General features: G+C 71.6%; 19 protein-coding genes and 2 riboswitches. Of the genes, 5 read left to right on the top strand and 14 right to left on the bottom strand.

Translation table 11 applies throughout. The features are described from left to right. Nucleotide 1: 1 nt before the first annotated feature. The 5 genes from NUT86_RS28620 to NUT86_RS28600 form a co-directional block, all read right to left on the bottom strand. A complete protein-coding gene (locus NUT86_RS28620; RefSeq protein ID WP_274738270.1) occupies nt 2-4,825 on the bottom strand; it encodes an SAV_2336 N-terminal domain-related protein in 4,824 nt (1,607 codons plus the stop codon). Beyond that, the gene (locus tag NUT86_RS28615) at nt 4,822-5,835 is read right to left on the bottom strand and encodes an AAA family ATPase (RefSeq protein ID WP_018087271.1); all 1,014 of its coding nucleotides are present in this window, start codon (nt 5,833-5,835) and stop codon (nt 4,822-4,824) included. Before NUT86_RS28615 ends, NUT86_RS28620 begins: the two co-directional genes overlap by 4 nt. A gap of 42 nt (nt 5,836-5,877) precedes the next feature. Then, on the bottom strand, nt 5,878-8,052 hold the full coding sequence (locus NUT86_RS28610; protein WP_018087272.1) for a VMAP-C domain-containing protein: 2,175 nt from the start codon (nt 8,050-8,052) through the stop codon (nt 5,878-5,880). Then, nucleotides 8,049-8,516 carry a CU044_2847 family protein gene (locus NUT86_RS28605; protein ID WP_109892698.1) on the bottom strand — a complete coding sequence of 156 codons (468 nt, stop codon included), beginning with the start codon at nt 8,514-8,516 and terminating at the stop codon, nt 8,049-8,051. The genes NUT86_RS28610 and NUT86_RS28605 overlap by 4 nt, the downstream gene beginning before the upstream one ends. A gap of 118 nt (nt 8,517-8,634) precedes the next feature. Next, nucleotides 8,635-9,483: a thioesterase family protein gene (locus NUT86_RS28600; protein WP_018087274.1), complete on the bottom strand. Its 849-nt coding sequence runs from the start codon at nt 9,481-9,483 to the stop codon at nt 8,635-8,637. A gap of 96 nt (nt 9,484-9,579) precedes the next feature. On the opposite strand from NUT86_RS28600, the gene NUT86_RS28595 reads away from it, so the two are divergent. Beyond that, nucleotides 9,580-10,215 (top strand): trimeric intracellular cation channel family protein, encoded by a 636-nt coding sequence (locus NUT86_RS28595; RefSeq protein WP_229837965.1) that lies wholly within the window; start codon nt 9,580-9,582, stop codon nt 10,213-10,215. A 14-nt stretch (nt 10,216-10,229) separates the two neighbouring features. On the opposite strand, the gene NUT86_RS28590 is transcribed toward NUT86_RS28595, so the two are convergent. The 9 genes from NUT86_RS28590 to NUT86_RS28550 form a co-directional block, all read right to left on the bottom strand. After that, a complete protein-coding gene (locus NUT86_RS28590; RefSeq protein WP_159486053.1) occupies nt 10,230-11,636 on the bottom strand; it encodes a M1 family metallopeptidase in 1,407 nt (468 codons plus the stop codon). A gap of 98 nt (nt 11,637-11,734) precedes the next feature. Beyond that, nucleotides 11,735-12,859 carry an ABC transporter ATP-binding protein gene (locus NUT86_RS28585; protein WP_446750786.1) on the bottom strand — a complete coding sequence of 375 codons (1,125 nt, stop codon included), beginning with the start codon at nt 12,857-12,859 and terminating at the stop codon, nt 11,735-11,737. Then, the gene (locus tag NUT86_RS28580) at nt 12,856-13,971 is read right to left on the bottom strand and encodes an ABC transporter ATP-binding protein (RefSeq protein WP_159486057.1); all 1,116 of its coding nucleotides are present in this window, start codon (nt 13,969-13,971) and stop codon (nt 12,856-12,858) included. Before NUT86_RS28580 ends, NUT86_RS28585 begins: the two co-directional genes overlap by 4 nt. Further along, the gene (locus NUT86_RS28575) at nt 13,968-14,978 is read right to left on the bottom strand and encodes an ABC transporter permease (protein WP_026169219.1); all 1,011 of its coding nucleotides are present in this window, start codon (nt 14,976-14,978) and stop codon (nt 13,968-13,970) included. The genes NUT86_RS28580 and NUT86_RS28575 overlap by 4 nt, the downstream gene beginning before the upstream one ends. 78 nt (nt 14,979-15,056) lie before the next feature. Next, on the bottom strand, nt 15,057-16,808 hold the full coding sequence (locus NUT86_RS28570) for an ABC transporter substrate-binding protein (RefSeq protein ID WP_026169220.1): 1,752 nt from the start codon (nt 16,806-16,808) through the stop codon (nt 15,057-15,059). 111 nt (nt 16,809-16,919) lie between these two features. After that, nucleotides 16,920-17,918: an ABC transporter permease gene (locus tag NUT86_RS28565; protein WP_026169221.1), complete on the bottom strand. Its 999-nt coding sequence runs from the start codon at nt 17,916-17,918 to the stop codon at nt 16,920-16,922. Between the two features lie 386 nt (nt 17,919-18,304). After that, nucleotides 18,305-19,096, bottom strand: a complete 792-nt coding sequence (locus tag NUT86_RS28560; protein WP_018087282.1) for an enhanced serine sensitivity protein SseB C-terminal domain-containing protein — start codon at nt 19,094-19,096, stop codon at nt 18,305-18,307. A gap of 73 nt (nt 19,097-19,169) precedes the next feature. Beyond that, entirely contained in the window at nt 19,170-19,976 is an 807-nt protein-coding gene (locus tag NUT86_RS28555; RefSeq protein WP_274738263.1) for an enhanced serine sensitivity protein SseB, read from the bottom strand. A gap of 104 nt (nt 19,977-20,080) precedes the next feature. Beyond that, nucleotides 20,081-20,806 (bottom strand): AAA family ATPase, encoded by a 726-nt coding sequence (locus NUT86_RS28550; RefSeq protein ID WP_373303721.1) that lies wholly within the window; start codon nt 20,804-20,806, stop codon nt 20,081-20,083. A gap of 219 nt (nt 20,807-21,025) precedes the next feature. Beyond that, nucleotides 21,026-21,121, top strand: a riboswitch (glycine riboswitch). Further along, nucleotides 21,122-21,239, top strand: a riboswitch (glycine riboswitch). A gap of 33 nt (nt 21,240-21,272) precedes the next feature. Between NUT86_RS28550 and gcvT the strand changes: the two genes are divergently transcribed. The 4 genes from gcvT to NUT86_RS28530 all read left to right on the top strand — a co-directional run bounded on the left by gcvT (nt 21,273) and on the right by NUT86_RS28530 (nt 26,198). Then, nucleotides 21,273-22,400: a glycine cleavage system aminomethyltransferase GcvT gene (gene gcvT, locus NUT86_RS28545; protein WP_274738261.1), complete on the top strand. Its 1,128-nt coding sequence runs from the start codon at nt 21,273-21,275 to the stop codon at nt 22,398-22,400. Between the two features lie 100 nt (nt 22,401-22,500). After that, on the top strand, nt 22,501-22,878 hold the full coding sequence (gcvH, locus tag NUT86_RS28540; protein WP_018087286.1) for a glycine cleavage system protein GcvH: 378 nt from the start codon (nt 22,501-22,503) through the stop codon (nt 22,876-22,878). A 129-nt stretch (nt 22,879-23,007) separates the two neighbouring features. Beyond that, on the top strand, nt 23,008-24,267 hold the full coding sequence (glyA, locus tag NUT86_RS28535) for a serine hydroxymethyltransferase (protein ID WP_018087287.1): 1,260 nt from the start codon (nt 23,008-23,010) through the stop codon (nt 24,265-24,267). Between the two features lie 236 nt (nt 24,268-24,503). Beyond that, the gene (locus NUT86_RS28530; RefSeq protein WP_159486067.1) at nt 24,504-26,198 is read left to right on the top strand and encodes an APC family permease; all 1,695 of its coding nucleotides are present in this window, start codon (nt 24,504-24,506) and stop codon (nt 26,196-26,198) included. The last annotated feature ends 25 nt before the right edge of the window (nt 26,199-26,223 follow it).

Genomic DNA, 26,223 nt, shown 5'->3' with positions numbered 1-26,223 from the left:
CCTACGGATCGATGCGCCGTGCGAGTTCGCGGACCGCTGTGGCGGCCTCGGTGATGGCGGGTGACGAGGGTGTCGGCAGGGCCTCGGGGGAGGTGAGGGATTCCAGGGAGGTGCGGAGGCGGTGGAGGTCGGGGCGGGGGAGGTGGGTCGTGGGGGTGAAGTCGGCCAGTGTGGTGGTGAGTTCGGCCTCAAGGGTGTCGAGGGCGGGGAGGGGGGTGGGTCGGCCGGAGAGGTCCTGGCCGGGTTCCTCGTCGGCCGGCTGGAGGCGTAGTTGGTCGGTCAGGGTGCGGACGGCGGCGGTCAGGTCGCGCAGGGCGGTGCCGGTGCGTGCGGTGTCCGCGGTGCGGGAGGGGCCGGGCCGGCGGGGGCCGGTCGTCGGCGTTCCCGTCTTGTCCCGTAGCAGCGCGCGGAGGGTGCGGGCCTCCGGGGCGCCGAACGCCTCGTGGACGGCGAGTGCTTCGCGCCAGTGCGCCTGGGCGCCCTGTTTGCGGCCCAGGGCGGTCTCGGCGTGGCCCAGGGCGGTCAGCGCGTCGGCGCGCCACCGCTCGCCGCCCGGCACCAGCAGTCGTTTCGCCGCGTCCTCGGCGGCGGTCACCGCCTCGCCGGGACGGATCAGGGCGACCATCGCCTCGGCCATCCGGCAGCGGGTACGCCCTGCCCAGAGCCGCTGTCGGTCCTCCTCGAAGAGGGGCAGAGCCTGCAAGAGTTCACGGAGCGCCTCGGCGGGCCGGCCGGCCGCCGACAATGCTTCGGCCAGGGCGTACCGGCCGTGCGCGAGGCGCGGGGAGCCGCGGCCGACGCGGTGGTGGAGGGCTACGCTCCGCTCGGCGAACAGCACAGCTTCGTTGCTGTTGCCGGTCGCCGCCCAGAGCCGGGCCAGTGCGCCGAGTGCGGCAGCCTCGCCGAGTTCGTCGCGCTCGGTGCACTGCTGCCATGCCGCGACCAGATGCCGCTCCGCGGTGTCGTGCCGCCCCTGTTGGAGGGCGACGATGCCGCGCGCATACGGTGCGCGAAAGCGCGTCAGAGGGTCGCCGCAGCGGCCGGCCAGCTGCTCCGCGCGCCGCGCCTCGGGCTCGGCCTCGGCGCACTTGCCCAGCGTGAGGTACGCCTCGGCGAGCGCGACCCGGGCCCGGCCTTCCGCCCGTGCGTCGCCGTCCCGGGCCGCCCGCGCCGCCACCGTCCGGGCGGCCGGCTCGTAGGCGGCGGAGAGCGCCCCGGAATCCGCCGTCACCTGGGCGAGCAGAAGGAGGTCTGCGGCCTGGCGGACGATCCCCGGTGTGCGGAGCGCGGTCCGGCGGACGAGTGCGAGCAGCCCAGGGGTCTCCTCGGCCCAGACGGCCAGGGCCTTGGCCCGGTCCTTCGTGGTGGGCAGGGGGCCGGCGGAGGGGGCGCGGGCGAGGTCATGGAGCATCCGGTCGCCCGGGCACCGGAGGGCGTGCACCTGCCGGCCCAGGGCGAGATACCAGGTCAGCAGCCGGGTCAGGGCCTCGTCGCGCGCCGCCTCGGACAGCTCGTGAGCGGCGGACCGGGAGGCGAGGCGCCGCAGTTGGCCCGTATAGCGGTAGCGACCGGAGCCCGCTTTACGGAGCGCGCCGACGGCCAGCAGCTCGTCCAGCAGGGCGCGGGTCCGCTGTGCCGTGGCATCGAGCAGTGCGGCCGCGGCGCCGGACGAGAAGGCGGCGGACGAGAAGGCCTCGGACGAGACCTCGGCGGGGTCCGTGACGGCGAGCAGGCGGAAGGCCCGTCGTGCCTGCTCGGAGAGTTGCGCATCGAGCCACCGGAGCGTCGGGGGGCCGGGGTCGGTGAACAGCTCCTGCGCCTCGGCGGGGGTCAGTCCGGCCAGCTCGACGGCTTCGGCGGGCGGGGGAAGCGGCGGGCACCCACGGCCGGTGAGCAGGACGGCGCCGCCCCGGCCTCCGGGCTTGCCCGTGTGACCGGGGAGCAGGGGGGCCAGGGCCAGGGCCGCCGCCTCGGACGCGGCGGACGCATCGGCGTCAGGTGCGTCGTCCAGCACGATGAGGACGCGGCGTTCGGCCAGCAGCGAGCGGTAGAGGGCCGCCCGGCCGTCGCGCCACAGGGGGATGTGGCCGGCCGGCACGCCCAGCGCACGCAGCAGCGCTTCGAGGGCACCGGTCGCCGTCACCCGCTCCCCCGCCTCGTCGGCGCTGCCGCGCAGATCCAGGAACAGCTGTCCGTCCGGGAAGTGCTCCGCGACCTCGTGCGCGACCCGCAGCGCGAGGGCCGTCTTGCCGGCCCCGGCCGGCCCGTGGACGAAACGGCAGGCCGGGGCGTCGCTCGTGCCGCCCGTCAGTCCGGCGGCCAGCCGGGAGAGCGGCCCGCTCCGCCCGGCGAACGGCTCCGGCGCCGGCGGCAGGGCCACCGCGTCGGCCCGGGGCCCGGCCGGATCGGGCGCGGGCTCCTCGGCAAGGGGGCGGTAGTTCTCGTCCAGGAGATCGCTGCGCCAGCGTGCCAGCCGGGTCCGCCAGTCCGCGGCGAAGGGCCCCGGCAGCCCGGCGAGCGGTTCGCCGTCCCACAACGCCAGTGCCTCGTCGCGCAGTCGGCGGGCCACGGCCGGCTCCACGGCGCGGCGGGCCCGGTCGACCAGCTGCTCGGCCCGGTCGAGATCGACGTCGAGGACGGGCGCGCTGCCGTCGGGACGGCGCAGGGCATAGCCCCCGTCCTGCTCCCTGACCAGGAGGTCCGCGCCGCCGGTGGTCGCCCCGGCGTCGGCGCCGAGCGCCGTGTTCAGCCGGGTGGCGCAGGCGTACAGCGAGGAGAGTGCGCCACGCGGCGGCCGGTCGCCCCAGAGGTCGGGCAGCAGCTCGCTGGCGCTCGCGGAGTGTCCCGGCCGCAGCAACAGGGCGGCCAGCAGCGCCCGTTCCTCCGGGCCGCCCAGTTCGAGCGGTGTCGCACCGCGCCAGGCCCGCACCGGACCGAGGACGCCGAAGCGCGGTGACGGCGGGGGCGGGGGCGTGGGGCGGCGCTGCGGGGGCACCGTGTGGTCCGTCTGCTCCGGCACCACACCGCCCATCCGCTCCAGCACCGGACTGGCCAGCACCGCGAAGGCCCGCGCCGACGCCTGGAGCCGCAGCTCCCCTTCCTCGTCCCCCATCAGGACCGGGAAGTCCGGAAGCCGTCCCATGTACGGCTCCAGGGACCGGCCGACCGCCTCGACGACCTCCACGGCCTGTTCGGCGCCGAGCCCGCTGAACAGCAGCTCCCGTACGCCGGGCCGGAAGTCGTAGACGGGCTGGGTGAGTTGGCCCGGTGGCGGCGCGCCCAGGGCACGGTCCAGGATGTGGGCGGCGGCCGCGCCCCGTGCCTGGTCGGTGCGCTCCAGCAGGCCGCCGAGCAGGATCTCCGCGACATGGGTGGGCCCGGCGTCCCGCATCGTGGCGGCCCGTACCAGCTGCATCAGGGGTGTGGTCAGGGGACGGATGGCGGAGAGGCGGACGGCGAGACGGTAGGCCTCGGGGGAGAACGCCCCCCGGAAGTGGGCCAGCAGCTCCTCGGCCGTGCCGTGTGGTGCGGCAGGCCGCGCCGACGCGGGGGGCGCCTCGTCCAGCAGCACCGTTTCGATCAGATGCGGCACGCCGGGGCGGGTGAGCAGCCCGGCCCACTGCTCCAGCGCGGAGGCGGTCGGATGCAGCACGGGCAGCGCGAGGAGGCCGTCCGCCTCCGGATCGCGCTCACCGCTCAGCCCATCGCAGACGATGAGCCGTCCGAGGGGGTCGAACTCGCCCGGTGCGGCGAGGAGCCGGGGCCGTGCGTCCAGGGCGGTGCCGCGCCACAGCCGCCGGGGCAGCGGGTTCAGTACGGCCAGCGGGCCGCCGCGGCCCCAGGCAGCCAGGGCGCGTACGGCCTGAGGGCTGCGCCAGCCCGGGCTCGTACCGTCGGTCAGCAGAAAGGTCACCGCCGCGCCCGCGGACCGCCGGCGCCCCGCCGGGCCGCTCGGGTCCTGGGGGTCGACCGGAAGGATGCGGACGGAGCGGAAGACCGTGCTCCGGGCGAGCAGCGCGCGCAGCTCGGCCGCGAGCGGCCCCCAGACCTGCATGGACGGTGAGCAGTCCACGAGCAGCACGGCCGACCAGCGCCGCTCCTGGTCCGGGCGGGAGACGACATCGAGGAAACCGGTCTCGGCGGCGAGGCGGACGGTGGCCTCGATATCGGTGACGGTGCGGTGCGGGTGGTCCCGGGACCTGCGCAACGGGCGCAGCGCCCGGCCCAGTTGCTGGGCGTCGGGCAGCGCTCGCCCGCCGGGGACCCGCGCGGTCCGGGCCCGGTCCGCGCCCGGCTCACCGCCCTGGCTCCCCATGGCGTACAGCGCGCGACGGGGCGGGACGGCGGGCGTCAGCGGGTCGCAGGGCCCGGACGAAGGCTCGTCGCCGGGCGCGGCCGTGCCGCCGGGTCCGGCGGTGGGGGTGGGGTCGGTGCGATCGGTGTGGTCGGCGAGGTCGCTGCGATCGCCAGGACTACGGGCCGGGTCGGCGTGATCCGAGGACTCGCCAGGGCCCTCGGAGCCTGCTCGATCGGCGACCGTATCGGCCGCATCCACCGCCCCGGCCCCGGCCCGCCCGTCGGACGAACCGCCGTCCTCGGCAACACCTTCCCCCCGCGACTCCTCCGGCACCCCGGCCCCGTCGGCCCCGGCACCGCTCCCACTCCCCGTCCCACCCACACGCTCCCCCGACTCCCCCGACTCCCCCGGCGCCTCGGCCGCCGTACGTCCCTCCATCGCCCTCGACAGCCACAGCACATCGAGGAGTTCCGTGGCCCCGAGGTCGTAGCCTGCGGCCGACATCGCCTGTCGCAGTCGGTCGATCATGGCGACATGGACTCGTCGAGGCGGTGCAGCACGGCGGCGAGGAGTTCTTCCTTGGTGAGGTCGGCGCCGCTGATGCGCAGATGGACCGCGGCCAACAGCTGGTCGGTGGCCAGTGTCTGGGTCTTCGCGCGCTGGTGGAAGACCTCGATGAGGTCCTCCGCCGCGGCGACCGCGTGCTCGCCCAGGTTGTGTTCGATGATCTTCCGCAGCCGGTCGCCGGTCGGCTCCGGCAGATCCAGCCGTACGCAGCGGCGCAGGAAGGCGGGCGGGAAGTCGCGTTCGCCGTTGCTGGTCATGATGACGACCGGGAAGTGGGTGCAGCGGACCACTCCGCGGTGGACCGCGACCCGCTCCCGGCTTCCGCTCAGCAAGACCTGGACCTCCTGTTGGTGCTCGGGCAGCCGGGCCAGCTCCGGGATCTCGAACTCGCCCTCCTCCAGCACGACCAGCAGGTCGTTGGGCAGATCGATATCGGCCTTGTCGAGTTCGTCGACGAGCAGGACGCGGGGGCGGTCGGCCGCCAGCGCGCTGCCGAGCGGGCCGAGGCGCAGGTACTGCCCGATGTCGCCGGCCGCGGTGGCGCGCCGTGCCCGGGGGCGGCGCGCGGAGCCGTGCGGGACCTCGCGCTCACGGCGCAGTGAGGCCTCCCGGAGGCGGCCCACGGCGTCGTAGCGGTAGAGGGCGTCCTGGAGCGTGGAGCGGCTGTTGACCGACCAGCGCAGTACGTCACCGAGCCCGAGCTCCTCGGCGACGGCGCGCGCCAGCGAGCTCTTGCCGGCGCCGGGGCGGCCGGTGACCAGCAGCGGACGGTGCAGATGCAGGGCGGCGTTGACGACGGAGATCTCGTTGCGCTCCAGGAGGTACGGGGCGCGGGGCGCCGTCCCGCGGCCGGAGGGCAGGTGGCGCCAGGGCGGCGGGGCGGGCAGCGGGGCGGGCCCGCGGAACACCCACCAGTCCTCCGGCTCCGCCCCCGGGTCGTCATGTGCGCCTGCTGCGCTCTGTCCGGTCACCGCACGTTCTCCTCGTTCATTACTGCGTCCACGCTCCGGTACTCAGGGCTGGGTCAGCACCCAGGCGTCCGGGGCGAGTTGTGGGGGCCGATGGTCGGGCGCGTCGTAGAGCAGGGACAGCCGGCGGCCGTGGTGGACCACGCTCTCCGGCTCGGCCATCGCCTTGGCCCGCTCCAGGCGCACCACCTCGGGTACCTCGGCGTGGTCGGTGCCGTCGACCAGGGCCAGCAGGTCCTGGGCGATGTGTGCGCCGTGTTCGGCGCGGTGCCACAGCACGGTGTGGACGCCTGCCTGGACGCACTGGCGCAACAGCGTTCCGTGGTGGTCCGGTTCGCAGCACACGATGACCGTACCGGCGTCGCGGTGCACCTCCAGTTGGGCGCGGGCCACCTTGCGGTCGGTGTGCCGGTGGTCGAGGACCAGGCGTTTGGCGTGCGGCAGGGCGGCGGTGCGCTGTTTCCAGCCGGCGTAGCTCTCCCGGGAGCGCTCGGTGGTGCGCACCACGACCCGCCGGGTGATCCCGGGCGCGAACGGCCCGTCCTCGTCGCTGTCGGGCGACTCCCAGGAGTCGACGTCCAGACCGAGCCAGGCGGACGGCAGGAAGTACTCGACCAGGGCGGTCTCCGGGTCCTCCCGGACCTCGGTGCGCAGCACCCGGCGGATGTCGTCGACCACCTGCTCGCTGCCCGCCTCGGCATCGCGGACCAGCGCGAGCCGGTGCGGCTGACGGTCGGCGAAGGTCCAGATCTGGTACGTGAAGCGGCGGCCGGTCGGGGTGGGCAGCAGCTCCACCTGGACGCGGGGGGCGGTGGCCGGTGTTCCGGTGGCCGGCGGGCCGGCCGCCGGGGTGCGGACCGGGGCCGCGGCGGCCGTGACATCGGCGCGGAACTGGCTGACCGCCGCCTCGTCGACCCCCGACCGGGCGGCGATCCGTTCGACCCAGGCGTCGAGGTCCTCGGCCGGATACGCACCGGCCGCGCGCTCCTCGACGCTGATCCGCACCACGCCCTGCAGCAGCGGGGGCACCGGCGCCCCGGTGGTGGAGCTGAAGCCCTCCAGGGCGTCCATCGCGTCGGCCAGGCCGGTGACGGCGGGCAGCTCCGGGGCGTGCGGCAGGACGCGTTCCAGGAGGGTGCGGGGGTCCGTACGGGTGCAGTGCGCCAACAGGCCGGAGAGGTCGCGGCGCTGGCGGGTGGTCAGGTACTCGCCGGGGCGGACCGTACGGGCGGCGCGGCGCAGCCGCTCCCAGTCCTCACGGGCCCCGTAGAGGCCGGGCCGGGGGTGCGGGTCGTAGGGGTCGGCGGCCGGCGGCTCGTGGTCCCGTACCAGGTCGAGGAGTTCGGGGATGCCGCGGCGGACGCTCACCGCCAGGCCGGCCAGCCGTTCCAGGTCGGCCGCCGGGCCCGCCGAGGGCCGGCCGAGCCGGGCGGCGAGCCGCTCCTCGCAGGCCAGGACCGCCTCGCGGCCCTTCAGTACGCGCTCCAGCGCGGTGAGCAGCTGCTGGACCCCGCGCCGGGCGGTGGGCACCGCCGAGGGCGGGAGCGTGGGGAGTTCGGCCTCGATGGCCGGGACGCTGATGGCGTACATCGTCGTCGGCCGGCTCCCGGGTGCGGCCCCTTCGGGGGCGCGGTGCACGGCCGCGACCAGGCCGACCACGGCCTGCCGCTCGCGGTCCCACAGCGGCCCGCCGCTGAAGCCCTCGGTGACCTGGGCGCCGCCGAGCACGTCCAGGGCGATCCAGGGCGGCGCCGAGACCCGGGGCACGGCCCGCACCGTGGGCAGCGGATTGCCGCTCGCCCATAAAGCGATGGTCTCGTTGGCGTAGCTGTGCTGGAGGAACGGAGCCGGTTCGGCGCCCTCGGGGGCGGCGCCGGTCAGCTCCAGGACGGCGAGATCGCCGTGGTAGGGCACCCGTCCGGGCTCGACCGGGGCGCTCCCGGCCGCCGTGGCCCGCGGCGGCACCCACATCTCCCGTAAGACCCGTGCGGTCAGGTCATGGCCGGCCGCGACGTGGGGCAGCCGGAGGGTGACGGTGTCGCCGGGCCCGGGGGTGTCCTGGGCGAAACGGTCCCTGCCCAGTGCGCTGTTGACGACATGGGCGCAGGTCAGGACGAGGCGGTCGGCGACCAGCACCCCGGCGCCGATGGCGTGGTCGCCATGGCGTACGGAGGCGAAGGACTGCTGGAGCGGGGTGTCCGGGCCTGCGCCTGCGATCACGGGGCCGTCCCGCCGGGCTCCCCCGTGCCGCTGCCGAGATTCCAGGTGGCCGAGACCTTGAAGCTCGCGTCTCCCTTGCCGGAGAACACCCCGAGGCTCAGATCGGAGCCGAGGGTGACGCCGAACTCCACGGTGACCTCGTCGGGGCGGTGGCTGCCGCTGGAGATCGAGCGATGGATCTGGCCGAGGACGCCGCCGAGCGGCCGCAGGGCCTCTTCGAGGGCCGCCCCGCCGCGGGTCAGCGCCCGGCTCATCCGGCTGTCCACGCTGACCGGCTGGGCGGAGCCGAACTCCTCGGGCAGCTCCAACTCGCCGTCGGTGTCGGACTGCTGCCGTCGGCCGCCGCCGGACGGCGGCTGTGCGCCGGACTGTTCGTGCGTGTCCGGCCGGCGGGTGGCGGCCGGGTCTTCGGCCCGCAGCCACACGACGGTCGCATCATCAATTCTGAGAGCCACGTCCCCCATGCCGCTCAGTCTGACACGTTCCGCAGTGCCACCGCCCGCACTTTTGCCGCCCATTTTCCGTCTCCGTACCCGGAGTCACCTGCGAAAAGGAGACGGAAGCGGCATCCGGGGCGACCCGTTACCCCTGCAGGACCGCGCGCGCCAACTGCCGTGACTGGGCGACGAGTCGGTCCTCGGAGTCCCAGACCTCAGCGTCCTCCTCCAGGAAGCCGCCCGCGAGGTTACGGGTGGTGATGGCGACCCGCAGCGGGCCGGGGGCCGGGCGGTGGCGGATGTGGGCGGTCAGTTCGACGGTGGGGACCCAGCCGGACAGGCCCATCTCGAAGGCGGTGGGCGGTAGCGCGTCGACCGTCAGCAAGAGGGAGAGCGGGTCGGGTTCGCGGCCGTCGGCGAGGCCGAACCAGGCGCGCATCTCGCCCTTGCCGGAGGGGGCGCCGACGGCCCAGCCCGCGGTCGCCGGGTCCAGGCGGAGCGCGAGCCGCTCGGCGATGGCGGTGCTGCCGGGGATCGCGGGGCGGCCGCCGGGAGAGCTGTCCGTGCCCAGGCAGTGCTCGTACGGCGGGATGGCCGGAGGTTTGGCGGTGGTCCGCACATCGTCGGGCAGCGCGCCGAGGTCGCCGTACGCGGCGAGCACCCGCAGCCGCTCGACCTCGCTGCCGTCCTCCGCGAACTGGATGAGGCTGGCGGTGCCGGTCGACATCGTGCGGCCGGTGCGGACCACTTCGGTGCGGATCACCGCGGGGCCCGGGACCGAGGCCGTCAGATAGTGCGCGGTGACCGACATCGGGTCGGGGTGCGGGAGGGCGTCGCCCAGGGCGCGGCCCATGAGGGCGAGGAGGTAGCCGCCGTTGACCGCCTGGATGATCGTCCAGCCGGCGGAGAGGTGGGCGTCGTACACGCCGGGGGCGCGGCGGGTGACCGCCGTATCGCGGTCGAACTCGCTGTTGCCGTGGGTCACCAGAGCCATGGGTTGCACGCTACACCGGATAGTTACCGACCGGTAGTGTCAGTTTTGACGGCCTCGAACGGAACCGTTCCTTCCGGGCCTGCGATGATGAGCGCCATGCTTCACGTCCTCTACCTGGCCGGCGTCGCGGCCTTCGCGGCGAGCGGGGTGCTGGCCGCCTACCGCGCCAACATGGACCCCTTCGGCGGCCTGGTGCTCGCCTTCGCCGCGTCCATCTCCGGCGGCACGCTGCGCGATCTCATCCTCAACCGGCAGCCGCTGTACTGGACGCACGACTGGGTGCTGCTGACCGTGATCATCTGTGTCGGCGTCGGCACCATGGCCTATCTGCGGTTCTGGCAGCTGCCGCACAAATCGCTGCTGGTGGTCGACGCGATCGGGCTGTCCGTCGTCACGGTGATCGGCGCCCGCGCCGCGATCGACGCGGACGCCACCCCGCTCGCCGTGATCATCCTGGCGGTGCTGACCGGAGTCGCCGGTGAGGTCATCCGCGATGTGCTGTGCGGGGAGTTCCCCCCGCTGCTGCTGCGCGAGGACGTCTACGCCATCGCCGCGCTAGCCGGCGGCTGCTGCTATCTGCTGCTGCACCACCTCGGCACCGCACCCACCCCCGCCGCGGCGATCTCGGCGGGGGTGGTGTTCGGCCTGCGGATGGGGGCCGTCTACCTCGGGCTGCATCTGCCGCGGCCGCAGCAGCTGCGCCCCCGGGGCGGACGGCCCGACGCCGACTGACCGGGGGCCGGGGCCTACTGCGGCAGCGCCGGCCTGCTGTCCGTCTTCAGCCAGGCGTCGAAGAGGTCGTCCAGCTGCTGCCCGGAGATCTTCTCGGCGAGCGCGATGAACTGGGAGGTCTCCGCGTTGCCGTAGCGGTGGCGGGCGGTCCAGGCCGGCAGCAGCTCGAAGAACGCCTTGTCGCCGATCCGCTCCCGCAGCACCTGGAGCGTCATCGCGCCCCGGACGTAGACCGCCCCGGCGAACATGGTGTCCCGCTGCGGATCGGCGATCTTCACCTTCCAGAAGTCGTTGCCGGCCGGGATGTCGGCGTACTGCTGGCGGAGGGTGTCACGGGCGCTGCGGGTGCCGCGGTGCTCGGCCCACAGCCACTGCGCGTAGGTGGCGAAGCCCTCGTTGAGCCAGATGTTCTTCCACCGCTTCACGGAGACCGAGTCGCCGAACCACTGGTGCGCCAGCTCGTGGACGATGGTCGACTCGCTGCGCACGGCCGAGTAGACCGGCTTGGACTGCACCTCCAGCGAGAAGCCGGCCTGCGGCATGTCGTCGACGATCGCCCCGGTCACCTCGAAGGGGTACGGGCCGAAGACCTTCGACCAGTAGTCGGTGGCCTCCGCGGTGATGCCGTAGACGTCGACCTTGCCGGTGGGCAGGGTGGGGTCGGTGGCGACGTAGATGGGCGTGCCGCCGGGCGTGGTGCCCGTACGGACGTCGAACTTCCCGATGGTGGCGGTGGCGAGATAGGTCGCCATCGGACGGTTCTCGCGCCAGTGGGCGTACGCGCGGCCGTGTGCCTCCCCGGAGCTGATCAGCCGGCCGTTGGAGACACCGGTCAGCCCCTTGGGGGCGTCGATGCGGATGTCGTAGGTCGCCTTGTCGTCCGGGTGGTCGCTGGAGGGGAACCAGGTCGAGGCGGCGTTGGGCTCGCAGGCGACGAAGACGCCGTCCTTGGTCTTCATCCAGCCGTAGTCGGAGCCGAAGACGATCGGGCCGCTCAGCGGCTTGGGGACACCGTGGTAGGCGACGGTGACGGTGAACTTCTTGCCGCGGCGCAGCGGGAAGTCGGGGCGGACGGTTATCTCGTCGCCGGATCTGCCGAAGTGGGCCCGCCGGCCGTTCACCCGGACCGTGTCGACCGTCAGCTTCTGCAGGTCGAGGTCGAAGGCGGAGAGGTTCTGGGTGGCGCGGGCGGTGAGCTTCGTCCGGCCGTCGAGCCGGCCGCTGCCGGGGTGGTAGCTGACCCCGAGGTCGTAGTGCAGGGCGTCGAAGCCGCCGTTGCCCAGCCCGGGGAAGTAGGAGTCACCGACGCCGGGGGCACCGGGGGAAGCGCCGGGGGCGGCGGCGAGGGTGGCGGCCGAGGCCACGGCGGTGGCCAGGGCGAGCCAGCGGGAGGTGCGACGCGCAGAACGGGAGAGTGCCATGAGCCGTCCTTTCGGACACACGAGCGGATGGGGAACAACCGCGCCGACTCTGCACCCTCCCGTCCCGCTACGTCCGGGACTTTGCCAATTCCTCGGTGTTACTTACCGGTTGGCGCCTTGCCGGCCGGGCCGCCGGACGCCGTGGCGGCGGCCGGGGCCTGGTCGGGCGCGTTCTCGGGGTGGTGGCAGGCCACCTGATGGCCGGTCCGCAGCGCGACCAGCGGCGGCTCGGTGGTGGCGCACACCTCGGTCGCCTTCCAGCAGCGGGTACGGAACCGGCAGCCGGACGGCGGGTTGATCGGCGAGGGCACATCGCCCTTGAGCAGGATCCGGTCGCGCTGGGTGCGCCGCTTGGGATCGGGCACCGGTACGGCGGACAGCAGCGCCTTGGTGTACGGGTGCATGGGTGTCTCGTAGAGCGCCTTGCGGTCGGCCAACTCCACGATCTTGCCGAGGTACATCACCGCGATCCGGTCCGACACATGCCGGATGACCGAGAGGTCATGGGCGATGATGACGTACGTCAGGCCCAGCTCCTCCTGGAGGTCGTCCATGAGGTTGACGACCTGGGCCTGGATCGACACGTCCAGCGCGGAGACCGGCTCGTCGGCGACCACCAGCTTGGGCTTGAGCGCCAGCGCACGGGCGATGCCGATGCGCTGCCGCTGGCCGCCGGAGAACTCGTGCGGATAGCGGTTGTAGTGCTCCGGGCTCAGGCCCACCAGCTCCAGCAGCCGCTGCACCTCCTTCTTCACCCCGCCCTCGGGCTCGACGCCCTGGAGGCGGAAGGGGGTGGAGACGATCCCGCCGATGGTGTGCCGCGGGTTCAGCGAACCGTACGGGTCCTGGAAGATCATCTGCACGTCGCGGCGCATCGGCCGCAGCCGGCCCTGGGACAGATGGGTGATGTCCTGGCCCTGGAACTCGATGGAGCCGCCGGTCGGCTCGTCGAGCCGGGTGATCAGCCGGCCCATCGTCGACTTGCCGCAGCCGGACTCGCCGACGACGCCGAGCGTCTCCCCCGGCCGTACGTCGAAGTCGATGCCGTCGACCGCCTGCACCGCGCCGACCTGCCGTTTGAGCAGGCCCTTGGTGATCGGGAAGTGCCGGACCAGACCGCGGACCTTGAGCAGCGGCCCGTCGTCGGAGGGGGCGTCGGCGGAGGCCTCCGCCCCCTTCTGGAGCGGGATCTTCTTGTTCTGGTCGTCAGTCGTCTCGGTCACAGCTTCGGCGCAATCTCTTCGGTCCAGATACGCTCCCGCTCCTCCTGCGACATATGGCAGGCGGAGGAGTGCCCGCCGCCTGCCTCGCGCAGCTCGGGGCGGACCGTACGGGTGAGGTTGTCCTTCGGCACGTCCGCATACGGGCAGCGGGGGTTGAAGGCACAGCCGGACGGGACGTTGATCAGGCTGGGCGGGGAGCCCTTGACCGGGATCAGCCGGTCCGTCTGCTCACGGTCGATGCGCGGCATGGACCCGAGCAGACCCCAGGTGTAGGGGTGCTGCGGCTCGTAGAAGACCTTCTCGGCCGGGCCGCGCTCGACACACCGTCCGCCGTACATCACCAGCAGGTCGTCGGCGAGCTCGGCGACCACCCCGAGGTCGTGGGTGATGATGATGACCGCCGAGCCGAACTCCTTCTGCAGATCGCGGATCAGGTCCAGGATCTGCGCCTGGACGGTGACGTCCAGTGCGGTGGTCGGCTCGTCCGCGATCAGCAGCTCGGGGTTGTTGACCAGCGCCATCGCGATCATGGCGCGCTGGCGCATACCGCCGGAGAACTGGTGCGGATGGTCGTCGACCCGCTTGTCGGGCTGCGGGATGCCGACCCGGTCGAGCATCTCGACGGCCCGCTTGCGCGCGGTCTTCTTGTCCACGTCGTTGTGGACGCGGTAGGCCTCCATGATCTGGTTGCCGACCGAGTAGAAGGGGTGCAGCGCGGACAGCGGGTCCTGGAAGATCATCGCCATCTCGCGGCCGCGCAGCCGGCGTACCTCGTCCGGATCGGCGGAGACCAGCTCCTTGCCGTCCAGCCAGATCTCGCCGGACATGTCGACCTTGCTGCGCTGCTGGCGGGAGGCGCGGTGCAGACCCATCACGGCGAGCGAGGTGACGGACTTGCCCGAGCCGGACTCGCCGACGATGCCGAGCGTCTTGCCCTTCTCCAGGCTGAAGTTCAGGCCGTCGACGGACTTCACCAGCCCGTCGTCGGTGCGGAAGTGCACCTTCAGATCACGCACCTGGAGGAAGGCCGCCGTCTGCGGTGCTTCCTTTGCGGTGGCCGCGGCGGGTTCGGCCACCGCGGTCTCGGTCTTGTCCTCGGAGGAGTCGGTCACGAGAGCCTCACCCGCGGGTCGACGGCGGCGTACAGAACGTCCACCACCAGATTGCACATGACGATGAAGAACGCGGCGAGCAAGGTGACGCCGAGGATGTTCGGCAGGTCGTTGGCGGTGATCGACTGGACCGCGAAGGCACCGACTCCCTGGAGGGAGAAGACCTGTTCGGTGATCAGCGCACCACCGAGCAGCAGGCCCAGGTCCATGCCGAAGACCGTGATGATCGGGGTGAGCGCGGCACGCAGACCGTGCCGGACGACCACCTTGCGCTCGCGCAGGCCCTTGGCGCGGGCCGTACGGATGTAGTCCTCGCTCAGCGTCTCCAGCATGCCCGCCCGGGTGAGCCGGGCGTAGAGCGCGGAGTAGAGGAAGGACAGGGTGACCCAGGGCAGGACCAGGGTCCGGGCCCACAGGAACGGATCCTCCAGCAGCGGTACGTAGTCGCTGCGTTCGAAGATCGGCCACTGGTAGGTGAACAGGGCCAGCGCCAGGGCGCCGGTGAAGAACATGGGGAGGGAGACACCGGCCAGTGCGACGCCCATCGCCATCCGGTCGAAGAGCGAGCCGGGGCGCAGCGCGGAGAGCACGCCGGTGGCGACACCGGAGACGACCCACAGCACGGCCGCGCCGGCGGCCAGCGAGAGGGTCACCGGGAGCCGGGACTGGATCTCCGGCCAGACCTCGATATGCGTCTTGAAGGAGTAACCGAAGCACGGCACATGGCACTTGGCCGCTTCCGGACCGAATTTGTAGTCGACGCCGACGAAAATGCCCTTGAGGAAGTCCCAGTACTGCTCGTACACGGGCTTGTCCAGGCCGAGGTTCTTCTTCACCGCGGCGATGTCCGCGGGCGTGGGGGCCTTTCCGATGTACTGCTGGGCAAGCTGGTCGGTGCTCTGCCCGGCCAGCTTCGGCAGCAGGAAGAAGATGCCGAAGGTGACCGCGCTGACGATCAGCAGCAGCACCACTGCGCTGATCAACCTGCGGATGATGTACGAGAACACGGGGATGCGGCGTCGGCGCCGCGGACCGGCCGGAACCGGCCCGCGGACACCAATGCCTTCACCTGCCTTCCAGGGCTGCTACTTCTTGACGCCGATGTTGAGGTAGTCGTACTGACCGCTGAAGGCCGAGGTGGACACCAGGTTGGTGGCCTTGGGCGAGCGGTACATCAGGACCTTGAAGTAGGTGAGCGGAACGATCGCCGCCTGCTCCATCGTCTTCTTGTCGATCTCGGCGTACGCCTTCTCGCGGGCCGCCTTGTCGGTGTTGGCGATGGCGTTTTCGAGCAGCTTGTTGATCTCCGGGTCGTCCAGCTCCGACAGGTTGGTGTTACCGGACTGGCTGATCGCCTTGCCGTTGAGGATCTGCTGGAGGTAGCCGTAGCCGGTCGGGAAGTCCGAGCCCCACTGCATCATGATCAGACCGACGTTGTTCTTCTTGTTGAACTTCGGCACACCGGCGTAGTCCGAGAAGTACTTGCTGGTCGGGTAGGACTGGATCTTGGCGGTGACACCGATCTTCTTGAGCGAGTCGATGACCGTGGTGGCCGCGTCGACCTCGTCCTGGCGGTCGTTGCGGGCCAGGATCGTGGTCGTGGTCTTGCCGGCGCCGCACTTGTCCCAGTGCTTCTTGGCCTCGGTCAGATCCAGCTTGTCGCCGTCGTACTTCTGCGGGTACAGGTCGTACTTCTGGTAGCCGTCGATGTCGGTCGGCAGGACCGTGGAGGCCAGCTCACCGCGTATCGGGCCGCCGAGCGAGGTCTGTACGGCCTTCTTGTCGATGGCGTACTCGACGGCCTTGCGGCACTCGATGTTGTCGAACGGCTTCACCTTGGTGTTGAGCGCCGTGTAGACGAGCCGCTGACCGAGCGTGTTGTCGGTGTTGGCCTTCTCCTTGGGGTCGGTCAGGAGCTGGGCCTGCGTCTGCCCGTCGACACCACGGCCGGCCAGGTCCACCAGGGTGTTGCCGGACTTGAGGTCCTTGTCGATCGTCGACTGGGCGACCTTCAGGTTCAGGACGATCTTGTCCGGCAGCTGCTTGCGCAGCGGGTCGGTCTTCGCCGACCACTGCGGGTTGCGGACCAGGGTGAGCTTCTTGCCCTCCTGGTAGCTCTCGAACTTGTACGAGCCGGTGGACAGCACGGACTTGGTGTAGTCGGCGCCCTTGTCCTTGGCCTGCGGGACCGGAGCGGTCTGCGGGGCGCTCACCAGGTAGTCGAACTCGGCGAACGGCTTCTTCAGGTGGAAGACGACCGTCTGCTCGTCCGGGGTCTCGATGGACTTCAGACCGGCCTTGCTCTTGTCCTTGTAGGGGCCCTTGTAGCCGCCCTCGTTGTCCTTGAGGAACTGCTGGAAGTAGTTCGGGCCCAGCGAGAGGGTGTCACGCGCGAAGTTGCTCCGCTCGACGGCGTACTTGACGTCCTGCGAGGTGACCTCGGAGCCGTCGTCGTACTTGACGCCCTTGCGGATCTTGTACGTCCAGGTCTTGCCGCCGTCGCTGGGCTTGCCCATCGACTCGGCGAGGTCCGGGACCAGCTCGTTGCCCTTGGTGCCGGGGCCCGGCTTGAAGGTGGTGAGCGGGCGCGCGTAGAGCCGGCTGAAGTTGTAGATGAAGGCGTAGTACGTGTTGCCCGGGTCGAACGACTCGGGGGCGTCACTGATCGCGTAGGTGACCGTGCCGCCCTTCTCGTCCGAGGCGTTGACGATGCCCTTGGTGGCGGCGTTCGCCTCGCCCGAGCCTTCCGAGGAGCCCTTGCCCCCGCTGCAGCCGGCCAGCAAAAGGCCCGCACTGGTGATGGCCGCGACAGCCGCGACCGGAACTGACCTTCGCATGATGGTCGGTGTCCCCTTCGTTCGTCGAGCAACGGCGTTACTCGATGCGTCGAAACTTCAGAACTGCGAAAAACGCGGGTGAGACTTCTGAGCGGGTGCCAGGCACGGCCGTCAGCGGCTGCGCGGGTCCAGCGCGTCCCTCAGACCGTCACCGAGCAGGTTGAACGCCAGCACGGTGACGAAGATCGCGAGGCCGGGAACGATCATGTATTGAGGGTCGACCTCGTAGTACTTGACCGCCTGGTTGAGCATGCCGCCCCAGGACGCCTGAGGCGGTTGGATACCGACGCCCAGGAAGCTCAGCGCCGCCTCGAAGAGGATGTTGGAGGGGATCAGCAGCGTCGAGTAGACGATGATCGGACCCACCAGGTTGGGCAGCAGCTCCCGGAAGAGGATGAACGGCCCGCGCGCTCCCATGCCGCGGGCGGCGTCCACGAATTCCCGCTCGCGCAGCGACAGCGTCTGCGCGCGCACGATCCGCCCCATGTACGGCCAGTTGAAGAAGCCGATCACGAAGATCAGCACCGAGATGTGCAGCGGCAGACCCTCCAGACCGAAGGCGCCGCCCTGCAGCGAGGCAGAGATCGCGATGGCGAACAGCAGCAGCGGGAAGGCCAGGAAGACATCCATCATCCGGCTGATGAAGGCGTCCACCCGCCCGCGGTAGAAGCCGGCGACCACACCGAGGACGGTGCCGATGGCGACCGACAGCAGGGTCGCGCCGAACGCCACGATCAGCGACACCCAGGAGCCCTCCAGGATCCGGGCGAGCAGATCGCGGCCGAACTTCGGGTCCACACCCAGGGGGTGGTCCCCGCTCATGCCGCCGAAGTCGCCCTTGGGGAGCGTGGTGTTGGGGTCGATCAGCGACTGGTTGGGGCTGTTGGGGTCCAGCCCCAGCAGTGACTGGAGGGGGCGGGAGAGGGCGGCGATGGCGATGAGCAGGATGACAACGATGGCACCGGCCACCGCGACCTTGTCCCGCCGAAAGCGCAGCCAGGCGATCTGACCGAGCGAGCGCCCCTCGATCCGCTTTCCTTCCACGCCTTTCAGCACCGCTTCCGGCTGCGCCTCAGCAGCTGCTCCGGTGGTCTCGATCGGTGCGGTCACGGTGCCTTTGACCCCTCTCGGCCGACGGTGGCCGGCCCATGCGACGCCGCGGTAGCGGCCTGATTCACATCACTGGTGCAAGTCCTGCAGGCATCGCGGAAGTTCGCGTATATGGAATTTCGAGAAGGTGCGCGCGACGCCGTTCCGGGATGACGCTCGGACAAAGGGCCGAGACCCTGTGTTGCGGGAGTCTTCATCCGATTCGCGATCAGTCACCAGCCCTGAAGGGGAAAGGATGCGTAACTGTGATGTGATCCGCGGCATTCCGTTATACGGACAAGAGTTCGGGCTGAGCGGAGTGCATACCCACGGGAAAGGGGCTCAACTGCGGGGCGCCTGGGGCGAATTCACCCCAGGCACCGACGGCGGAGCGGCACCGTCAGGCGTCAGTAGGGACGCGGGTAGCCGTAGCCGTAGGAGGGCGCGGGAGCCTGCGGCTGGACATAGCCGTCACGGTCGAAGAAGGGGCGCGTGGAGGCCCGCATCCACATGCCGACCGGGTCGTACTCGTCGTTCATCGCGACCGTGGAGACGGGCAGACCGTCCGGAACCGCGCCGATCGACTGCTGGATCATCAACCGCACCGAATCCACCGCTTGTTGGCCGGTGTCGTACAGATCCAGACCGATCGCCAGATATGGGGCACCGAGCGCGGGCTGGACCCAGGCCCGGCGCAGCGACCGTACGGCGGGCGTGCGATGGGCGTTCTGGGCGAGGAGCGCGTAGAACTGCGGGATGTCGATGACCGGTTCCGAGATCCGCAGCGGCCCGGCGGGCAGCCGGTCGAGGCCGCCGGCGATACGGCGCAGGTCCAGCCAGGGGATGCCGACGCCGCCACCGGGAGCATGCGGATTCAGCCACAGGCCCCAGCGGTCGGGGAAGAGCGCGGCGGCGATCTCGGTGCCGGTGACGACCTCGTGGTCGCGGTTCCAGCCGGAGGCGGCGAGCTCGGGCGCCGAGGTCACACACGGCGCATAGCCGAGGCCCTCGACCTCCATGTTTCCGTACTGCGCATCGGGCATACCGGCCCGGCCGTGCCAGAGCAGCATCCAGACCTGGCCCGCGGCGAGCGCGTGCAGCAGTGCCTCATAGGCGTCGTAACGGCCTGGCGAGACCTGCTGCAGCAGCTGCTCCAGCTGTCCGGCCGCCGCCGGCCCCTGATGCGCACCCGCGCTCACGTGGTCCGTCCCTTCTCTCAGCAGGGCACGTGTGGGTGCGCCCGCCTGTCATCCAACCAGCTTAGGGCTTGCCCTACGAGTGGTCCCGAGAGTAGAAGGGGCGCACACGCTCCAGCATCCAGTCGGCGACCGGGTCACCCTGGGCGAGGTCGAGCATGACGAGCTGTACGGGCCAGGGCAGCGGTACTGCGCCGAGCGCACGTCCGAGGGCTGACAGTACCCTCTCGCGCGCGGTGCCGTCCTGCAGCGCCGTGGGATCCGCCGCGACCTGAACACCGACGAACAGTGCGGGCGTGTCGCCCTCGACGCTGGCCAGGGCACGCCGGGCAGTCAGGACAATTCCGGCGCCGGAGAACTCCAGCCCGGCGGAGGCCAGGAAGTCCACCGGCTCGTCCTGCCAGTCCGGTTCGAAGAGCCGCACCCGGCCGCCGCTCGGCAGCCCGTCGAACTCCTGATGTCCGTGATGCCGCTCCCGGCACAGTTCGGCCACCGCGGGCGGCGGCAGCGGGACGCCGACCGTCCCGTCGGGGTTGACCGCGATGCCGATCTGCGGCGGCAGTCCGCGGGCGAACTCCCGGGCCGGGGCCACGGTGAACGACATGTGCGAGCCGACCACCCGCAGGAACTCCTGCTCGGAGCTGTAGACCGGGACATAGGGCGCGCCGTCGAGCTCGACGGTGGGCAGATCGAGGCCGCGGGCGCCGAAGCCCGCGCTCTCCGGGCCGCCGCCGCTGGGCAGCGGCACCCACAGCCAGCTGCGGCCGAGGATCTCGACGATCCGGCCGCCGGCACCCGGGTGCCCGACCGACGCGGACAGCACCTCTTCGAGCTCGTTCGCCGGCCACGCCAGCTGCGGTATCCCCTGCTCCGGAAATGTCATGTGCACCCACCCGTTCCAAACCGCGCCATCTGGCCAAAGACCCTAAACGAGAAGGCGCGCGGTGCGGTGTGCGGGGGCGTGCCCGGCAACACACGGGACAGCCCTCAGTGGAAGCTGACCGTCTCCAGGGCGCTCGCCGCCCGCCGGTCGAGGAGGACGGCCGAGCAGAAGCCCTTCGGCAGCCGGGCCGACTCCGCGGCGCCGACCAGCCGGCCCACCGCCCTGCGGTGCCGTGCGAAGGCGTACCCCGACACCCCGCGGCCCCGTGACTCCTGGCCGGAAAGCGCCACCTCGGGTGCCACATCGAGCAGCACCAGATGCGCCCCGCGGCCGCCGCGCAGCGCCGAGCGCGCGATCCAGCGGCGCACCCACGCCAGCGTCCCGCAGTCGTGCACCACCACGCTGTCGCCGGAGCGCAGCGCACGGCCCAGGGCCAGATAGTGGGCGGCCCGGACCAGCGGGCGGTAGAGGCCGTACGGCAGCCGGTGCAGTCTGCCGCGCTCCCAGCGCTCGCGGACGTCCTGGGAATCGATGCGGTGCACCGCGGCGCCGTGCCCGTCCAGGGGCGGTACGACACGGTGCATGAGGGTGCTCTTGCCGCTGCCCGGCAGCCCGGAGACCACGACCAGGTCACCGGCCGGAAACCGCAGCTCGGCGGCGTCCGGCGGCCGGCCGTCGCTCCGCAGGTCCACGACCTCGGTGCGGCGCCCCGGCCGGATGACGGGCCGCGGCGCACGGCCGGCCCGGGACATGGCGGCGGACGGCGCCGACCGCACGGCGTCCGGGGGCACGACCCCTGAAGTCGCCCCGAATGCCGCTTCGCTGTGCACCGTGATCGCCCTCCCCGTCCGTTCTGGTCCGGTTCGAGTCCGTCCCCTACCCGCAGAGTGTCAAGAAAAGGTAATGCCCATCAAGGCGATTGTCCGATCTGCCCACGTCGTGGGCGGGGCGGCGGTGGGGGCTCCTTTTCCGGCGATCCCGTGCAATGATGTGGCCGCCACGTGCACATCGGAGCTCATCCGTGCACCGCCAACTGCATACCGGCCGCTTGAACCCGTGCGGGAGAGTCCCCGGCCGCCATGGCGGGGCGCCGAAGGAGCAAGTCCTCCCTTGAATCTCTCAGGCCCCTATACCGCGCGGGCGAGGCAGATCTGAAAAGCGAGCCACTGCCCGGCCTACGGGGCGGCTCCACCCAAGGTGCAAACCGGGTCCGTTCGCGGGATCCCGGTGAACCTCTCAGGTTCCGATGACAGATGGGGAGAACGTCTTGTCACCCCTGCCTGGGAGCCCAGAACCATGACTGATGCCCCCCGTCGCACCGCGCTGGATGCCACCCACCGCGCGCTCGGCGCGACCATGACCGACTTCGCCGGCTGGGACATGCCGCTGCGCTACAGCAGCGAGCGCGACGAGCATGTCGCCGTCCGTACCCGCGCCGGCCTCTTCGACCTCTCCCACATGGGCGAGATCACCGTCACCGGCCCGCAGGCCGCCGACCTCCTCGACTACGCGCTGGTCGGCAACATCGGCGGCGTCAAGACGGGCCGCGCCCGCTACACCATGATCTGTGAGGCCGAGGGCGGCATCCTCGACGACCTGATCGTCTACCGCCTCGCCGACCAGGAGTACATGGTCGTCGCCAACGCCTCCAACGCCCAGGTGGTGCTGGACGCGCTGACCGCGCGGGCGGGCGGCTTCGACGCCGCGATCCGCGACGACCGGGACGCCTACGCACTGCTCGCGGTGCAGGGCCCGGAGTCCCCCGCCATCCTCAAGACGCTGACGGACGCCGATCTGGACGGTCTCAAGTACTACGCCGGGCTGCCCGGCACGGTCGCCGGTGTGCAGGCGCTGATCGCCCGTACCGGCTACACCGGTGAGGACGGCTTCGAGCTGTTCGTCCGGCCGGCGGACGCGGTCGCCCTCTGGGAGGCCCTGACCGAGGCGGGCAAGGACGCCGGTCTGGTGCCCTGCGGGCTCTCCTGCCGCGACACCCTGCGCCTGGAGGCGGGCATGCCGCTCTACGGGCATGAGCTCACCACCGCGACCACGCCGTTCGACGCGGGCCTGGGCCGGGTCGTGAAGTTCGAGAAGACCACCAACAACGGGGACTTCGTGGGCCGTGAGGCCCTGACCGCGGCCGCCGAGCGGGCCGAGACCCGGCCGCCGCGCAAGCTGGTCGGTCTGGTCGCCCAGGGCCGCCGGGTGCCGCGTGCCGGATACCCGGTCGTCACGGCCGACGGCACGGTCATCGGCGAGGTCACCTCCGGGGCCCCGTCCCCCACGCTCGGCAAGCCGATCGCCATCGCCTATGTCGACGCGGCCTACGCCACACCGGGCACCGAGGGTGTCTGCGTGGACATCCGTGGAAGCCATGAGCCGTACGAGGTCACCGCTCTGCCGTTCTACAAGCGGCAGAAGTAGCGGTTCCCCCGCGGCAGACACGGCGGCGGCGCGCGCCCGCGCGTCTCACTGCGCAAGACCCCATTCACGATCACACCCTCGCGTACAGGAGAATCGAGCCATGAGCAACCCCCAGCAGCTGCGCTACAGCAAGGAGCACGAGTGGCTGTCGGGCGCCGAGGACGGCGCCTCGACGGTCGGCATCACCGAGCACGCGGCCAACGCGCTCGGCGACGTCGTCTTCGTGCAGCTCCCTGAGGTCGGCTCCACGGTCGCGGCGGGCGAGACCTGCGGCGAGCTGGAGTCGACGAAGTCGGTCAGCGATCTCTACTCGCCCGTCGACGGTGAGATCACCGAGATCAACGAGGATGTCGTCAATGACCCCTCGCTGGTGAACTCCGCCCCGTTCGAGGGTGGTTGGCTGTTCAAGGTGAAGATCAGCGGCGAGCCGGGCGAACTGCTCTCGGCCGACGAGTACGCCGCCTTCATCCAGAGCTGAGCCCCGGCTCTCCCCCGCTTCCGGCCTCGCCCGGACGGGGGACCTCCGACCCGCCACCGCCCGCGGGGAAGCTCCCCCGGATTCCGTCCCGGGGGACCCCCTCGCGCCCCTGACTCCCCAGGAAGACTCATGTCGCTTCTCAACAGCTCCCTCCATGAGCTCGACCCCGACGTCGCCGCCGCCGTCGACGCCGAGCTCCACCGCCAGCAGTCCACCCTCGAAATGATCGCGTCGGAGAACTTCGCCCCCGTCGCCGTCATGGAGGCCCAGGGCTCCGTCCTCACCAACAAGTACGCCGAGGGCTACCCCGGCCGCCGCTACTACGGCGGCTGCGAGCACGTCGACGTCGTCGAGCAGATCGCCATCGACCGCATCAAGGCCCTCTTCGGCGCCGAGGCCGCCAACGTCCAGCCGCACTCGGGCGCGCAGGCCAACGCCGCGGCCATGTTCGCGCTGATCAAGCCGGGCGACACCATCCTGGGTCTCAACCTCGCCCACGGCGGGCACCTGACCCACGGCATGAAGATCAACTTCAGCGGCAAGCTCTACAACGTGGTGCCCTACCACGTCGACGAGAAGACCAACCTCGTCGACATGGAGGAGGTCGAGCGCCTCGCCAAGGAGCACCGCCCCAAGCTGATCGTGGCCGGCTGGTCCGCCTACCCGCGCCAGCTCGACTTCGCCGCCTTCCGCCGCATCGCGGACGAGGTCGGCGCCTACCTCATGGTCGACATGGCGCACTTCGCCGGCCTGGTGGCGGCGGGTCTGCACCCCTCCCCCGTGCCGCACGCCCACGTGGTCACCACCACCACGCACAAGACCCTCGGCGGCCCCCGCGGCGGTGTGATCCTCTCCACCCAGGAGCTCGCCAAGAAGATCAACTCGGCGGTCTTCCCGGGCCAGCAGGGCGGCCCGCTGGAGCACGTCATCGCGGCCAAGGCGGTCTCCTTCAAGGTCGCCGCCTCCGAGGACTTCAAGGAGCGCCAGCAGCGCACCCTGGACGGCGCCCGCATCCTGGCCGAGCGCCTCGTGCAGGACGACGTCAGGCAGCACGGCGTCTCGGTCCTGTCCGGCGGCACCGACGTCCACCTCGTCCTGGTCGACCTGCGCGACTCCGAGCTGGACGGACAGCAGGCCGAGGACCGCCTCCACGAGGTCGGCATCACCGTCAACCGCAACGCCATCCCGAACGACCCCCGCCCGCCGATGGTCACCTCCGGCCTGCGCATCGGCACCCCGGCCCTGGCCACCCGCGGCTTCCAGGCCGAGGACTTCCGCGAGGTCGCCGACATCATCGCCGAGGCCCTCAAGCCCAGCTACGACACCGACGCCCTCAAGGCCCGGGTCACCGCGCTCGCGGACAAGTTCCCGCTCTACCCGTCGCTGTGACGCGTCTCATGCGGTGAGATCCCGGACCGTCCGCGCAGGGCGGTCCGGGAGTGAACGGGCCGTGAGCCCGGGGCCGTTGGCCCCGGGCTCGTGGTCTGCGGGGACCGGTGCGCGCCGGTGCTCCGGCAGCGCAGTGCCATTCCCGTCAATTGGCCGAAATAAGGTGTCGGCGGCACACGTCAACGGCCCTTCGGCAGCGAGGGGCATGCGGCACCAGCAGGACGGACGACACTTCCATGGACATGAGCGCCGGCGGGCGCAAGGGGCTCAGCCTCTTCGCCCTCATCATGATCGGCATAGGTTCGATCTTCGGCTCCGGATGGCTCTTCGGGGCCGGCGCAGCAGCCCAGGTGGCAGGCCCCGCGGCGCTGGTCGCCTGGGTGATCGGTGTCGTCTTCATCGGCATGATCGCGATGTCGTACGCGGAGGTCGGCTCGGCCTACCCGATCCCCGGCGGGATGGCCCGCTACGGGCATCTCTCGCACGGCCCGGTCCTCGGCTTCCTCACCGGCTGGGCGGTGTGGATCGCGACCGCCTCGCTGATCCCGATCGAGTCGATCGCGGCCACCCAGTACATGACGTCCTGGAGCTTCGACTGGGCGAAGGGCCTGGTCGATCCGGCCACCCACCAGCTGACCCTCTCCGGCACGGCGGTGGCGCTGGTCCTGACCCTCGCGCTCTGGCTGACCTGCTTCTGGTCGGTCCAGCTGCTGGCCCGCGCCAACACCGTGCTGACCCTGGTCAAGTTCGCCATCCCGGTGCTGGCGGTGCTCGCCCTGATCGGGTCCGGCTTCCACACCTCCAACTTCACCGCCCACGGCGGCTTCGCCCCGTACGGCTGGCCGGCCGTGCTCACCGCCGTCACCACCTGCGGTGTGGTCTTCGCCTTCAACGGGTTCCAGGCCGTGGTCAACCTCGGCGGCGCCGCCAAGAACCCGGGCCGGGCCATCCCGCTCGCCCTGGTCGGCGCGCTCTCGCTGGGCCTGGTGATCTATCTGGCGCTGCAGGTCGCGTACCTCGGCTCGGTGCCGCCGGAGCTGCTGGAGCGGTCCGGCGGCTGGCAGGGCGTGAACCTCAACTCGCCGTTCGCCGACCTGGCGGGGCTGCTGATGCTGCACTGGGTGGTCACCATGCTGCAGTTCGGCGCGTTCATCTCGCCGGCCGGGTCCAACATCGCCAATGTCGCCTCGGCCGCGTACATGGTCACCAACCTCGCCGAGACCGGGTTCTTCCCCCGGAAGCTGGCGGCCGTGCACCCCCGCTACGGCACCGCCCGCCCCGCGATGTGGCTCAACCTCGGCTTCTCCGTCCTGCTGCTGCTCACCGTCGGCCGCAGCTGGCAGGCGCTGGCCGGTGTGGTGTCGGCGGCCATGGTCATCTCGTATCTGATCGGCCCGGTCGCGGTCGGGGTGCTGCGGCGGACCCGCCCTGACCTGCCCCGTCCCTTCCGGCTGCCGGCCGCCGGGGTGCTGTGCCCGGTCACCTTCGCCTTCGCCGCCTGCGCGCTGTACTGGTCGAAGTGGCCGGAGACCGGCAAGATCACCGTGCTGACGCTGGTGGCCGTTCCGGTCGCGGCGCTGGTGCTGTGGCGCCGGGGCGAGCTCGCACAGGGCGGCGCGGCGTCCGGCAGGGGCGGGCGCGGGGCGAGCCTGCTGCGGCAGTTCGCTCCGGCCTGGTGGATGGTCCTCTTCCTGGTGTGGACGGCCACGGTGTCCGCGCTGGGCGGCCGGGAGTTCGGCGGCCGGGGCCTCCTCCCGGGCGAGCTGGGCACCGCTGTGATCGCGGTCACCGCCCCGCTCTTCTACTTCTGGGCGGTGCGCTCCGGGGTCAGGGCCCACGCACGGGGCCTGACCGGCACCCTCTCCCCCGCCGAAACCACCCCGGCACCCACTGTTACCGCCGACGACGGACGCCCGATGGTTTCCGTCTGAGGGCACCGCGCCGGGTCCGCGTTAC

Origin of the sequence: Streptomyces sp. G7(2002) (assembly GCF_028870195.1) — a bacterium.
GTDB classification, from domain to species: domain Bacteria; phylum Actinomycetota; class Actinomycetes; order Streptomycetales; family Streptomycetaceae; genus Streptomyces; species Streptomyces nigrescens.
The sequence above is the reverse complement of the archived record's forward strand: the minus strand, read 5'-3'. Positions and strand labels throughout refer to the sequence as shown.